The sequence below is a fragment of the Rhizobium sp. LARHSG275 genome, assembly GCF_052871115.1.
This window is the reverse complement of sequence record NZ_JBIXJN010000019.1, coordinates 35879-49366: the sequence shown is the minus strand read 5'-3', so window position 1 is coordinate 49366 and position 13488 is coordinate 35879. Positions and strand designations below refer to the sequence as shown.

Sequence of the window (13488 nt, the reverse complement as noted above, 5' to 3'; positions counted from 1 at the left end):
CGAACCGCCCCTGCCCTGCGCTTGCGCTCCGGGCGTTCGTCGTTGCAATCGATTCACTGGATCGATTGCTCCCGCTTTGCGGGACCTCTCCTCACTCTTCACTCTCGCTTCTGCCGAAGGCCCAGTCCATGTAGAGTTCCAGCGCCTTGCGGGTGACCGGGCCTTCCTGGAGGTCGCGGTCGTCGAGGCGGATGACGCCGACGACTTTGGAGTAGTTGCCGGTGGTGAAGATCTCGTCGGCCTGCATGAAATCCTCGACGGAGAGCGTTGCTTCATGCACGTCGAAACCGGCCTTGCGCAGCAGGCCGATGACGCGCGAACGCGTAATGCCGGCGAGGAAAGTGCGGTTGGCGGCGGGTGTCATCACCACGCCGTCCTTGACCATGAAGACGTTCGAAGAGGCGGTCTCGACGACGTTGCCGTTGAGGTCGCGCACCAGCGCGTTGTCGAAACCGCGGCTGCGCGCCTCGGCGATCATGCGGCCGCTGTTCGGATAGAGCGAGCCGGTCTTCGCCTCGGTCATCGCCGTTTCCGGCGACGGGCGGCGATAGGGCGAGACGGTGAGGCTGGTGCCGCCATGGCCGCCCATCGGCGCCTCGAACAGGCAGAGCGCGAAGCGGGTCGATTCCCCATCGACCGAGACGACGCTGCCCGGAGAACCGTGTTCGCCCCAATACATCGGCTTGATGTAGATCGGCGTGTCGCCATCGAATTTCGCAACACCTTCCCAGGCAAGTGCCACGATCTCCTCGGCTGATTTCACCGGCTTCAGGCCCATGGCGAGCGCCGAGCGGTTGATGCGCTGGCAGTGCAGGTCGAGATCCGGCGCGATGCCGTCGAACCAGCGGGCGCCGTCGAAGACCGTGGAGCCGAGCCACATGGCATGCGAGGTCGGCCCGATCAGCGGCGGATTGCCGGGCAGCCACTCCCCGTCGACATGAGTCCAAGTGGTTGAACGGGGTGATGTATCGACGGCCATGATGGTCTCCTCCTGAAGCCGGAGAAGGAAAAACCGCCGCGGCAAGCCGGGTCAAGGACAAATCCCGAGCGGAAACACGGAAGCAAGAAAATGCCGGGGAATGGCGCCAGGCCGCAATATTCGTGCGCAGCGATGGCAGCTTCATCGATGGGTGCATCAGCAAAAATGATGGAATGGAAGGTTGGAATGCCTGCTTGCCGCATGCGATGATGGGTGCAATCTCGGAAAGCAGCAAGGAAAGACGCCGATGAAAGCCATGTTTTACGAAGCCTTCGGACAGGCGCCGGAGATCCGTACCGTTGCCGATCCGACGCCGGCCGAGGACGGTGTGGTCATAGCGGTCGGCGCCAGCGGGCTCTGCCGCAGCGACTGGCACGGCTGGATGGGGCACGACCCCGATATCCGCCTGCCGCATGTGCCGGGACACGAGCTTGCCGGGCGGATCGTCGCCACCGGCCGCGGCGTGATGCGCTTCAAGGTGGGCGACCGGGTGACTGTGCCCTTCGTTTCCGGCTGCGGCCATTGCAGCGAATGCCATTCCGGCAACCACCAGGTCTGCCCGAACCAGTTCCAGCCGGGCTTCACCCATTGGGGGTCGTTTGCCGAATATGTGGCGATTGATTACGCCGACACCAATCTGGTGCACCTGCCCGACACGATCGAGGATGCGACGGCGGCAAGCCTCGGCTGCCGCTTCGCCACCTCGTTTCGCGCCGTCGCCGACCAGGCGCGCACCGAGCCTGGCGAATGGATCGCCGTGCATGGCTGCGGCGGTGTCGGCCTGTCGGCAATCATGATCGCCACCGCGCTCGGGGCGAATGCGATCGGCATCGATATATCCGAGGAGAAGCTCGCCTTTGCGCGGGAGTGCGGGGCGGTGGCGACGGTCAATGCGTCAGGCGTCGCCGACGTGGCGGAGGCAGTCCGCGAGATCACCAAGGGCGGCGCGCATGTCTCGATCGACGCGCTCGGCCATCCCGTCACCTGCTTCAACTCGATCAAGAACCTGCGCCGGCGCGGGCGGCATGTGCAGGTGGGGCTGATGCTCGGCGAGCACGCTACGCCGCAGATTCCAATGGCGCAGGTGATCGGCCACGAACTGGAAATCTACGGCAGCCACGGCATGCAGGCCTGGCGTTACGACGCCATGCTGTCGATGCTTTCGGCCGGCAAGATCGCGCCGCAGAAGCTGATCGGACGCCGCGTCAGCCTCGAGGAGGCCGTGCCTGCGCTGATGGCGCTCGACACGGCTGAGGCCACGGGGATCAGCGTGATCACCCGGTTTTCATGAGCGAGTTCCGCCCTGCCCGCTCGTGGCGAGTAGGGGAGGAGCAAAGCGCCGCCACTGTCCTCTTCTCCCCAGCGGGGAGAAGTGCCGGAGCGATAGCGAGGCGATGAGGGGGTGAGCGGCAAAGCCGCGAATGCGCTGAGCGCAAGCGAAGGGCAATAGTAAATGTTCTGCCGTGCGGCCCCCTCATCCGCCCTACGGGCACCTTCTCCCCGAGGGGAGAAGAGGGAGCCAGGCCGCTTTGCAACGACCCTTATTCAGCCAGACCGATCGAGGCGAGATAGGCAGCAGAGGCCGGGATCTTCGACTTGTCCTTGATCTCGATGATGAGGCGCGGGTTGCTTTCGAGCTTGGCAAGGGCCCTAAAGACGGCATGCCAGCGGATCGTGCCTTCGCCGAGGCTCCAGTGGCGATCGGCATAGCCGTCGGCATCCTGCAGGTGGACATGCTGGAGGCGATTGCCGGCCGCCTTGACGTAATAATCGACCGGCGGCGCACCGGTATAGCCGTGGGCATAATGGGCGTGGCCGGTATCGATCGAGACGGCGACGGCAGGCGATTTGAAGCTTTCGGCAAGCGCCACGCGACTATGCGGATCCTTGTCCTCGATGTTCTCGATGACCATGGTGCAGCCGATATCCTCGGCGCGCCTGACGGCGTCTCGCAGGGTCATGTGCGTGCGCTCGACCAGAGCTTCGCGGGCTCCGGCATTGTCGTCGAGATTGTTGTAGGACCAAGACGTATAAGGGCTGTGGCTGACCATATGGGTCGCGCCGATGGCGGCGCAGACATCGAGGCCCTGCAGCAGGCGCTTTGTGACGATGGCGCGGATATCGGGATCTTCCGAGGCGATGGTGAAGCCCCAGAAGGGGCCGTGAATGCCGAGGCGGCCGCCATGACCGTCGAGAAGCCGCCTGGCGCGGGCGGCAAGCGGCGCCCAGTCGCCGTTCAGAACCTCGGCATCGATGAAGCTCTGCAATTCGAGATCGCGGGACTTTTCGAACAGCCAGTCACGGTGCAGTTCGACTTCGTCGAGCGTCATGGCGGCGCCGACGACGGGAAGAGAGGACATGGATGCGCTCCATCAATGTGAATGATCAATGTAAATGCCGGGACGGCGTGGAAGAACGGCCCCAGGGAAGGCCAAGAACAGCCGCCGCGTTCTATGCACCCCTTCTGTGTCGGCGGTATTACAGGCGCAGAACCTTTCGAACCGCTGCGGCCTCAGTCATTTCCGCATAGCTGATGCGGCATTGGCGGACCTTGCGGAAACGCCCCGAAGTACCGATATCGGCCCCGACAGTCTCGTGACGCAGTGGCGCGCGAGCGGCGTTGAACCCCTGGCAATGGAGCCGTTTGTTCAGCGCTTCGGCTGATATAGCGCGCTTCTATGAAAGCGCTCGGCGATGTTACCCCCAACGACAGGCGGGTTGTCAAAGGCGTTGCAAAGGTCTAACGGCTGCGCCCGCAAGAATAAGCCCGTAAGAAAAAGAAAGAGACATGATGTCCAACTCATTTGTGAAAATGCCTGCAAGCGACGAGGCCAAGCGGTTTTTCGTCCTCGGCGACCGGGTCGAGCGGCGGCTTAGGATCAGCGGAACCTGGCTCAATATATTCGATGTCACCGTGCCATCAGGCAGCCGAACGCCGAAACATGCGCATGCGAGCCCGGAAGTGTTCCGCATCATCGAGGGAAACCTAACGATCTGGCGCCTGAGCGACAGCGGCCCCGAAGAGATCGAGGCCACCGCCGGCGACATCGTCACCATCCCGCCCTTCATGGTGCACGGCTATTCCAACCGCGGAACCGTACCCGTGGTCTTTTCCGCGGTCGTCGATCGAGATATGGCCGAGTTCATCGAAGCGGAAGGCGCGACCGAGCCGCCGAAGGCCAGCCCTTCGGCGGAAACCATCGCCCGCATGACGGCGGCGGCCAATGCCTACGGGATTACTATTCTCGCGGCGTGACGGCGTGAGCGCATGATGCCGTTTTTCGGACGGCATCATGCGTTCCTTCGTCGGTTATGCCAGGCTTTTGGCAGGAGCCGATTTCAATCGGCTCGCCAGTTCGTCCAAAACGGCGTCGACCGTTTTCGAAGCTGTATCGATGACGATTGCATCGTGCCATTCGTCATAGGCTCTTTCGGAAATCTCCTGCCATGTCGGCTTCACCAGACCTTCGACGTCGGTGAGGCGCGTTTCAGCACGCTTGCGGTGCTCGGCTTTGTCCGAGCAAACGATCTCGACCTCCGCCACTGTCACCCCGGCAGCCTGCGCGACCGAACGCCATGCTGACCTGGTTATCCGGAGCGGATTGACGGAGTCGGCGATAACGGTCCTGCCGAGGGTCAGATTGTCTCCGGCAATACCATAAGCCGCGATATAGCCTGCAGGCCCGGCATCGTCGGCAATTCCGGAGGCGCGGATTGCCTGCTCGATCGTATCGACGCGCACATGGACCGCATTCAACCGCTCGGCCAAAGCGCGGGCAATCGTCGTCTTTCCACTGCCAGGCAGACCGCCAAAGATAATGAGCATCGTGACCTCGGCGTTGATTGGAGAAGCTTCCCGAGAACGTCAAAGCAGCTCACGGTCGTGCAATACTTCACCATTAAGCCCCGGTTCGCAATTCCTTCGTCAGCATTTGGTTTTCACCACCAGCCTCAAGACTAAAACTCTTCCCAGTTGCCCTCGGTCGAAGCTGGTGCGGCCGCCGTGCCGAAGGCGGCTGCGAGCTTGCCGCCGAGTGCGCGGGCTGGTGACGGAGCGGGCCTGGCGTGGTCGGTGGCCGAGGCGGGAACCGATCTGCGCGCCGCAAGCGTCGCCGCGACCGGGCGCGCCAACGGCCTGGCAGTCGTCCGCGCGGCAGGAGCCGCGTTGGCCGCCTGGCCGAGATTGAACTGTGCCAGACGCTCCGAAAGGGCAGACACCTCCGTCACCAGCGTGTGCGAGGCGGCATTCGATTCCTCGACCATTGCGGCATTCTTCTGGGTCGACTGGTCCATCTGGTTGACCGCCGTGTTGATCTCCAGAAGACCCGTCGACTGTTCACGGGCGGCCTGGACGACCGCCTGGACATTGCTGTTGATCTGCTGGACTTCGGCAACGATCGCCTGCAGCGCCTTGCCGGTCTGGCCGACGAGATCGACGCCACGCTTGACCTGGGCGCCGGACGAGGTGATCAGCGCCTTGATCTCCTTGGCGGCGGTCGCCGAGCGCTGCGCCAGTTCGCGCACTTCCTGTGCGACGACGGCAAAGCCCTTGCCGGCCTCCCCCGCGCGTGCTGCCTCGACGCCTGCATTGAGGGCCAGCAGGTTGGTCTGGAAGGCAATATCGTCGATCACGCCGATGATGTTGGAGATCGACTGCGAGGATTGCTCGATGCCGGTCATGGCGTCGACGGCATTGCGCACGATCTCTCCGGACTTTTCCGCACCATCCTTGGTGCGGCTGACGAGCGTTCCCGCCTCCTCGGCCCGAAGGGTGGAGTCCTTGACCGAGGTGGTGATCTGCTCGAGCGCGGCGGCGGTCTCCTCGACGGAAGCGGCCTGCTGTTCGGTGCGGCGGGCGAGATCGTCGGCGCCCGAGCGGATTTCTTCCGAACCGGCCTGAATGACGGCAGCGTTTTCGGAGAAGGAAATCAGCGCCGCCTGGAGCTTTTCGACAGACGCATTGAAATCGACGCGGATTTCGTCAAGGGAGTCGGCGAATGGCTTTTCCAGCCGGATGGTCATGTCTCCATTGGATAGGCTGGCCAGTCCGTTGCCGAGTTCGCTCACCGCGAACTTGATCGAATCCTCGCGGGCGGCGTGGAGGACGGAACGTTGCTGTCGTTCGATCTCTTCGCGGGACCGGGAGGTTTCCGCATCGGCTTCGAGCTTGATCTTCTGGCGATTGTTTTCCAGCAGGATGGCGAGGGAGCGTGAGAGGTCGCCGATTTCGTCCTTTGCATTCTTGTCGCTCAATTGCACGTCGAGTTGGCCATGGGCGATGCGATCAGTCTCGGCAATCACGCTCTCAATGCGGCGGATGAATTTGCGGGCAATGAGCCAGCCTGCGAGACCGAGCAGGAGTGCAGCGATGGCGGTGAACGCAACGGCGCTCCAGGCCATGTTGTTGAGTTGGGCAAAGACAGTGGATTTCGGCACCGAGACGATGGCGTACCAGTTGAGATCATTCGTGAGCTTTACCGGATAGGCGACCGAGAAATAGCTCTGGCCGTCCGGGCCTGCGATCTCCTGCTCTATTCCGGGCTTGGCGATCAACTGATCCCAGCCAGCCGTGAGATCGCCGCCGTCCTTGATATTCTTGCCTGCGAGTTCGGCGGAGGGATGGCTGATGATGCCGCCAGCGCCCGTCACCAAGCTGAGATAGCCGGTCTCCATCGGGTGGACTGCGGAGATCGCCTTGTTGGCGTCGTCGAGCGAAATGTCCATGCCGGCGACGCCAAGCGCCTTGCCATCGACCATGATCGGCTTGGCGACCGAAGTCATCAGCACGTCCTTGCCGTCGACCGCGTAGACATAGGGTTCGATGACGACGGTCTTTTTCTGGGTAAAGGGAAGCTGATAGTAATCGCCGGCGCCCGACACGCCATAATCGACCAGCGGCGTGTGCTGGATCTTGTCGCCACTGCGGACCCAGTAGGGCAGGTAGCGGCCGGTCGTGTCGTGGCCTTCCTTGCCGACGAAATCCTTGTCCTTGCCGTCGAAAGCATTCGGTTCCCAACCGGTCCAAACACCAAGCGCCATCGGATTATCCTGCAGCATGTTTTTCAGCAGGTCGTCGGCGGCCGCACGACTGGCGTTTCCGCCGTCCTTCATCGTCGATAGCGACGTTTCCAACGCATTGACGATGCCGAGCGCCACGCTCATCGATTTCTCGACGTTGAGCGCATTGGCAGCAGCGATCTGGAGCATCTCGTCGAGGCTCGATTTGCGCATGTCGTTGTAGGCGATGTAAAAAAGAACGCCCGATGCCGCGATCGTGGCAATGACACCGCAGGCCGCCACGGAAAAAATGTTGCGTCCGGTCGCCGATTTGAACTGCATGCGCTTAACCTCCTCGAGCGGGCAGGTCATCGATCGCGCACCGATCTATTCCGTCCCGGCTTCCCCTGACCGAGAACTGATTTCGAGACGTGCCTGCACGTCGCGGAAATCGTTCGCAATTTAAGGAAAATACGAAAAGGCTGTTAATTTACGGTGTATTGCTCCGCTTTACTTATGACCGGGCAGCCTGCTGCGCCTCTTTTAAGACGCGCAAACGCGGTGATGCTGCCGTTGTCGAAACTGTCACATCAAGACGCTACAAGGATTTTCGCCGGGCACCTCTTGCGTCGGCACTGTTTCACCGTCAAAATTGTGCCATGCCTGACAGTGACCCATCCAGTACAAGCTCCGCCCCTCCCAACCGGGATCTCCCGACCGAGGAAGCAGGCGACCACTGTAGAACGTGCGATGACGCCGCCTCGCCTCAAGCATATCAACGCTCCCGCAGAGAGCCGCTTCCCAGACCGATGGCCCATGACTTTCACTTCAAAGGAGCGGCCTGATGGAACCTGCATTGGTGTCAACACAATGATGGAAAGCCGATAGGCGATGCGTATATGCGTCTATATAGCGTCCCTTCGAATGCCTCGCCGCTTCGCCTGATAAATGCGGCATTACAACCTCAACGAATAGGGTCCCTGTGTTTCTGGAAATTGGAATTGTGGCGTTTCTCACCATCCTGAACGGTGTGCTCGCCATGTCGGAGTTGGCTGTTGTCTCTTCTCGAACGGCCCGCCTGAAAGTTCTCTCCGACAATGGAAGCAAGGGTGCAGCTCAAGCGATCAAACTTGCCGAAAATCCCGGTCGTTTTCTCTCTACGGTGCAGATCGGCATCACGCTGGTGGGCGTTCTATCCGGGGCTTTCTCAGGGGCCACGCTCGGCGGCCGCCTGAGCGGCTGGCTGGAGGCCCAGGGGATGTCATCGACGGCGGCTGATGCCATGGGCGTCGGTTCAGTCGTTGTGGCAATCACATATCTTTCATTGATCGTCGGCGAACTTGTTCCCAAGCAGATTGCATTGCGGGAACCCGAAGCGGTTGCGGCCAAGGTCGCACCCGCTATGGCGGTACTTTCAAAAATCGCGCTGCCACTCGTGTGGCTTCTCAACGCCTCCGGAAATCTTGTGCTTAAGCTCTTGGGCCAAACAGGAAAGGGTGGCGACAATGTCTCTGACGCAGAGATCAAAACCGTTCTGGCCGAGGCGCAGTCGGCCGGCGTGATCGAAAGCGAAGAGTCCGCGATGATATCAGGCGTCATGCGGCTGGCGGACCGCACTGCGCGAGCGCTTATGACGCCCCGGCGGGACGTCGAAATTATCGATATTGACGACAGCCTTGATGACATTCGGACCCAATTGCACGGGACGAAGCGGTCGCGGTTGCCCGTTCGGAAAGGCAGTTCGGACGAGGTGATCGGCATCCTTCCGGTTAAGGACTTCTACGACGCGATGTCCGAACACGGCAGTGCCGACATCAAGGCTCTGACGCAAGAGGTCCCGGTGGTTTCGGACCTTTCGACTGCCATCAATGTTATTGAATCCATCCGGAAATCGCCCGTTCACATGGTGCTGGTTTTCGACGAGTACGGCCATTTCGAGGGGATTGTTTCGTCGGGTGACATTTTGGAAGCAATCATGGGGGCTCTCCAGGAGGGACCTGTCGATGAACAGGCCATCGCTCGTCGAGACGACGGCTCCTACCTCGTGTCGGGCTGGACGCCGATTGACGAGTTCGCTGAATTCCTAAACCTCAGGCTCGATGGCGATCTGGAATATCAGACTGTCGCTGGCCTGGTGCTGGAAGAGTTGAAACATCTGCCGGAATTGGGCGAGAGCTTCACGAGAGATGGATGGCGCTTCGAAGTCGTCGATCTCGACGGGAGGCGCGTGGACAAAATACTTGTGTCGGCTGAGTGAGGCTTCGTCGCCAACGACTTTGCCGATGAGGCCATCAATCTCGACGGCCGCAACATCGACAAGATCCGCATCCGCCACATGGAAGATGTGGCCTGACAGCAGGAGCGAGCATCATGGCATGGTCCGCCAACCAGTATGTGAAATTCGAGAACGAGCGCACGCGACCGGCGCGTGACCTGTTGGCACAGGTGCCGCTGCAAAACATTCGTCATGCCATCGATCTCGGCTGCGGCCCGGGCAATTCGACCGAGCTGATCATCGAGCGCTATGGGGCAGAGGGCGTCTCCGGCGTCGACAGCGACATGAACATGCTGGAGGCAGCGCGCAAACGACTTCCAGGTACTGTCTTCGTCGAGGCCGATCTCACCCGCTGGCAGCCGGCCGCACCCGCCGACCTTTTGTTTGCCAACGCCGTCTTCCAATGGCTTCCCGATCATCTCGATATCTTCGACCGGCTGATGGACGGGCTTTCCGAAGGCGGCGTGCTGGCCGTGCAGATGCCCGACAATCTCGGCGAACCCTCGCATCTGGCGATGGAGGATACGGCGCATGCCGGCCCGTGGAAGACTGCCTTCGAGGCAAAGAGCTTGCGCCGCAAGGCGCTGCCGCCGCCGTCCACCTATTACTCCAGGATGATCGCCAAAGCTTCACGCGTCGATATCTGGCACACCATCTACAATCACCCGATGGCGGATGCGGCGGCGATCGTCGAATGGGTCAAGGGGACCGGGCTGATGCCCTATCTCGCCCAAGCCGGCGAAGAGCATCGCGAGACCTTCCTGGCGGATTATCTCGAGCGGTTGGAAAAGGCCTATCCAAAGATGTCGGACGGGCGGGTGCTGCTGCGGTTTCCGAGGATTTTCATGGTGGCGGTGAAGGGGTAAAGCCGGCCGCTGCCGGCATGTCCGGTTCGCGCCGATGGTAGCCCTCACCTAAACCTACCGTGTGGCTTGCCCCTCACCCTAACCCTCTCCCCGTAAAAACGGGGCGAGGGGACGTGGCCCGCGAGAGGCTGGCGGGGAACGGAGAGGTCGCGGCATATCCCCTTCGCCCCGCCTGCGGGGAGAAGGTGCCGGCAGGCGGATGAGGGGCGGCCGCGAGCGCCAGAGGATGTCAAATGCCTGTTATCCCTCACCGCCTATGTTGCGGCGAGACCGGCGCGCAGTATAGTCGGCCGGAAAATCCAAGGAGATGACGCATGGACGCTGCCCCTACCCCGCCGGTCACCCTCGTCATCTTCGGCGCCACGGGAGACCTAACGCGCCGGCTGCTGGTGCCGGCGATCATCAACCTGACGCGCAGCCGCCTCGTCGGCGAGGACCTTCACATTCTCGGCATCGGCATCGAGCCGGGCGACGACGAGTTCCTGCGCGGGCGGCTCGACCAATTCCTCAGCCATCTGAGCGGCGAAGAGCCGACGGTGAAGGACGAGGCCTGGGAAAGCCTGCGCCGGCGCATTTCCTATACGTCCGGGGATTTCACCAAGGACGATATTTTCGTCGAGATCGGCAAGCGGTTGGGGCCGAACGCCAATGCCGCCTTTTATCTCGCCGTCCCGCCATCCTTTTTCGGCACGATCGTCGAGAAGCTCGCCGGCCACGGGTTGACTGATGAAAGTGACCGCGTCTTCCGCCGCGTCGCCATCGAGAAGCCGTTCGGCACCGATCTCGCCTCGGCGCAGGCGCTCAATGCGCAGATTCTCGCCCAGGTCGAAGAAAGCCAAGTCTACCGGCTCGACCATTTCCTCGGCAAGGAGACGGTGCAGAACCTGATGACGGCGCGTTTCGCCAACATGATGATCGAGTCCTTGTGGAACAGCCGCTATATCGACCATGTGCAGATCACCGCCGCCGAGATCGTCGATGTCGGCAGCCGCGGCAAATTCTACGATGCAACCGGCGCGCTGCGCGACATGGTGCCGAACCATCTCTTCCAGCTGCTGGCGATGATCGCCATGGAGCCGCCGAACAGCTTCGATGCCGAAGCGATCCGCAACGAGAAAAGCAAGGTGCTGAAGGCTCTGCGCATCTATACGCCTGAGGAGGCCAAGACGCATGGCGTGCGCGGCGCCTATGGCGCAGGCCCGCTTAATGGTGCTGCGCTTCCGGCCTATCGCGACACCAAGGATGTGTCGCCCGACAGCCGCACCGAAACCTATGTGGCGCTGAAGCTCTACGCCGATACCTGGCGCTGGGCCGGCGTGCCCTTTTATCTCAGGACTGGCAAAGCACTGACGGCGCGCGACACCGAGATCGTCATCACCTTCCAGCCGGTGCCGTTTGCGCAGTTTCGCGAGACCGAGGTCAATAGTCGCCTGCCGCCAAACCGGCTGGTGATCCAGGTGCAGCCCGACGAAGGCATGAGCATGGAAATCTCGATCAAGTCGCCGGGGCTTTCCGTCGATACCGTGCCGGTCTCTCTCGATTTCCGCTATGCCGACAAATTCGATATCGCCAAAACGACCGGCTATGAATCACTGCTCTACGATCTCTTCATCGGCGACCAGACGCTGTTCCAGCGCGCCGACGGCATCGAGGCCGGATGGGCGGCGGTGCAGCCCTTCCTCGACATCTGGGCTGGGGATCAGAGCGTGCCCGACACTTACGCGCCGGGCAGCATGGGACCGGCCTGCGCCGACGAACTGATCCAGCGCGACAGGCGAGAGTGGCATGAACTCGGCGTTGTGTTGCACAAAAACGGCAAATAGACGGTTCGGCTTTCAAATCCGGGACTATCCCGTCAGCGGCAGGCTTCGCTTAGCGTACCGTTGCGCTCGGCCGCGCGGTACTGACGCGTCCCGGGCCGTGGACACTTGGGCCGATCCGGCGGAATGACGACGTTGATATCACCGGTTTCGACTGAATCGAGCGGAATGGTGAGTCCGCCGTTGGATTCCGCTCCCGGCACCGTGCCGGGCGGCATACCGCCGAAGCGGCCGCTATAGTCCATATCAGCAAGCGCCTGGGAAAAGGCCGGCGCGGCGAAGCCGAGGAGAATGATCGAGGCTGCTGCGAGAAACATACGCATGATGCTATTCCCTATGGTTTCAGCGATGCGGCAGAAACAGCATTATGACGCCATTGTTCCCAAGGAGCGAACGCAGACGATCAAAGTTTGGCGATCGGACTACACGGCGTCGAAATGGTGTCATCTCGGCTCAATCGCGCCAGCGCGGCAGCAGTTTGTCGAGGCCTGTCGGATAGAGATCGATGCCGGCGTTACGCAGCCTTTCGCGGCCGAACCGGCGCGCTGTCGCCGCCGTCTCGTCGAGTTCGCAGTAGCGGATTTCATCGCGCTCATAGAGCGATGCATTGGCCAATTCGATGTCGGCGGCGAAGATGAATTCGTGACCGGTCGCGCCATGATGCTCATAGATGTTTTCAAGCAGATGCCAGGGGCCGACGATCCGGATATCGGTCTCGAGTTCCTCGCCAAACTCGCGGTGCAGGGCCTCTTCGCGGCTCTCGCCGAATTCGATCGCGCCTCCGAGCGGGCGAACGCCCTTGATGCGGCCGCTGTCATCCTCCACTTCAGCCGCAAGGAGCTGATCTTTCCGCCAGGCGAGGCCGATCACCTTCACCCTGATCTGCTGCGATGGGCGCCAGATGGCCATCTGCTCTCCTTCCATAGGGACAGTGCTTGCTTTTCACCCCGGTGTGGCGAGAACAGTGAGCCCCGCACAAAGCGAGGCTGCTGCAGATCTCTCGTCTCAGACGAATTGGCTGAGGCCCGGAACGGAAGCGACGACCTCGTCGACGACCTCTTCGCCGGCATATTGTTTGGCAATCGCGATGGTTTCCTTGGCAAGCGAGGTGATCTCGCCCATGCCGAGGCCTTCGCCCATCAGCTGCTGGCCGAGCCCCATGATGCCGCCGCCGCCGAGCGAGCTCATCAGCCCGCCGAGCAGACCGCCGCCGCCGGCACCTGCGCCGTTGAACTGGGCGACGAGATCGGCGCCGCCGGGGATCGCTTCGATCATCTTGGCAACCGGGCCATCGGCGGCCTCGCGCTGCAGGAAGCCGAGCATCATGCCGAGCGCCTTTTCGGCCAAATCAGGCGCAATACCTACGCGATCGGCGATCTGGGTCACAATTTCATTCATCGTCAGCCTCCTGTTTTTTTGACGTTAACGTCAGCGTTAATCGAGATTTGACAGCAACTCAAGCCAGCCCCTCGCCGGGCGCCACTTTGTCCGGTTTTGCTTTCAATGCAAACAGTTGTCCGCATGCGCATGCCTGCTTATAACAGGGAAACG

Annotated in this window: 12 protein-coding genes; 5 read left to right on the top strand and 7 right to left on the bottom strand. The window is 61.6% G+C overall.

From position 1 onward, the window contains the following. Nucleotides 1–91: 91 nt before the first annotated feature. A complete protein-coding gene (locus ACIPSK_RS24105; RefSeq protein ID WP_017963482.1) occupies nucleotides 92–979 on the bottom strand; it encodes a branched-chain amino acid aminotransferase in 888 nt (295 codons plus the stop codon). A gap of 247 nt (nucleotides 980–1226) precedes the next feature. On the opposite strand from ACIPSK_RS24105, the gene ACIPSK_RS24100 reads away from it, so the two are divergent. Continuing rightward, nucleotides 1227–2270, top strand: a complete 1044-nt coding sequence (locus ACIPSK_RS24100) for a zinc-dependent alcohol dehydrogenase family protein (protein WP_162118120.1) — start codon at nucleotides 1227–1229, stop codon at nucleotides 2268–2270. A gap of 250 nt (nucleotides 2271–2520) precedes the next feature. Here ACIPSK_RS24100 and ACIPSK_RS24095 read toward each other — a convergent pair whose 3' ends face one another. Further along, complete coding sequence (locus ACIPSK_RS24095; RefSeq protein ID WP_162118121.1) at nucleotides 2521–3339, bottom strand: sugar phosphate isomerase/epimerase family protein; 819 nt, start codon at nucleotides 3337–3339, stop codon at nucleotides 2521–2523. 428 nt (nucleotides 3340–3767) lie between these two features. Here ACIPSK_RS24095 and ACIPSK_RS24090 point away from each other — a divergent pair, with 428 nt between their 5' ends. Next, nucleotides 3768–4235 (top strand): cupin domain-containing protein, encoded by a 468-nt coding sequence (locus ACIPSK_RS24090; protein ID WP_162118122.1) that lies wholly within the window; start codon nucleotides 3768–3770, stop codon nucleotides 4233–4235. 54 nt (nucleotides 4236–4289) lie between these two features. Here the strand turns inward: ACIPSK_RS24090 and ACIPSK_RS24085 are convergent, their stop codons facing one another. Continuing rightward, nucleotides 4290–4805 carry an AAA family ATPase gene (locus ACIPSK_RS24085; RefSeq protein ID WP_017963478.1) on the bottom strand — a complete coding sequence of 172 codons (516 nt, stop codon included), beginning with the start codon at nucleotides 4803–4805 and terminating at the stop codon, nucleotides 4290–4292. 131 nt (nucleotides 4806–4936) lie between these two features. Continuing rightward, nucleotides 4937–7318 (bottom strand): methyl-accepting chemotaxis protein, encoded by a 2382-nt coding sequence (locus ACIPSK_RS24080; protein ID WP_162118123.1) that lies wholly within the window; start codon nucleotides 7316–7318, stop codon nucleotides 4937–4939. Nucleotides 7319–7958: 640 nt separating this feature from the next. On the opposite strand from ACIPSK_RS24080, the gene ACIPSK_RS24075 reads away from it, so the two are divergent. From ACIPSK_RS24075 to zwf, 3 genes are all read left to right on the top strand, one after another. Next, nucleotides 7959–9233, top strand: coding sequence for a hemolysin family protein (locus tag ACIPSK_RS24075; RefSeq protein WP_017963476.1), 1275 nt, complete (start codon nucleotides 7959–7961; stop codon nucleotides 9231–9233). A 113-nt stretch (nucleotides 9234–9346) separates the two neighbouring features. After that, nucleotides 9347–10117, top strand: a complete 771-nt coding sequence (tam, locus tag ACIPSK_RS24070) for a trans-aconitate 2-methyltransferase (RefSeq protein WP_017963475.1) — start codon at nucleotides 9347–9349, stop codon at nucleotides 10115–10117. A 314-nt stretch (nucleotides 10118–10431) separates the two neighbouring features. Continuing rightward, nucleotides 10432–11940 carry a glucose-6-phosphate dehydrogenase gene (gene zwf, locus ACIPSK_RS24065; protein ID WP_017963474.1) on the top strand — a complete coding sequence of 503 codons (1509 nt, stop codon included), beginning with the start codon at nucleotides 10432–10434 and terminating at the stop codon, nucleotides 11938–11940. A 32-nt stretch (nucleotides 11941–11972) separates the two neighbouring features. On the opposite strand, the gene ACIPSK_RS24060 is transcribed toward zwf, so the two are convergent. The 3 genes from ACIPSK_RS24060 to ACIPSK_RS24050 form a co-directional block, all read right to left on the bottom strand. Next, nucleotides 11973–12260 (bottom strand): hypothetical protein, encoded by a 288-nt coding sequence (locus ACIPSK_RS24060; protein WP_026154067.1) that lies wholly within the window; start codon nucleotides 12258–12260, stop codon nucleotides 11973–11975. 130 nt (nucleotides 12261–12390) lie between these two features. Then, nucleotides 12391–12846 carry an NUDIX hydrolase gene (locus tag ACIPSK_RS24055; protein ID WP_020486052.1) on the bottom strand — a complete coding sequence of 152 codons (456 nt, stop codon included), beginning with the start codon at nucleotides 12844–12846 and terminating at the stop codon, nucleotides 12391–12393. 96 nt (nucleotides 12847–12942) lie between these two features. Beyond that, on the bottom strand, nucleotides 12943–13335 hold the full coding sequence (locus tag ACIPSK_RS24050; RefSeq protein ID WP_003546502.1) for a hypothetical protein: 393 nt from the start codon (nucleotides 13333–13335) through the stop codon (nucleotides 12943–12945). Nucleotides 13336–13488 lie beyond the last annotated feature (153 nt).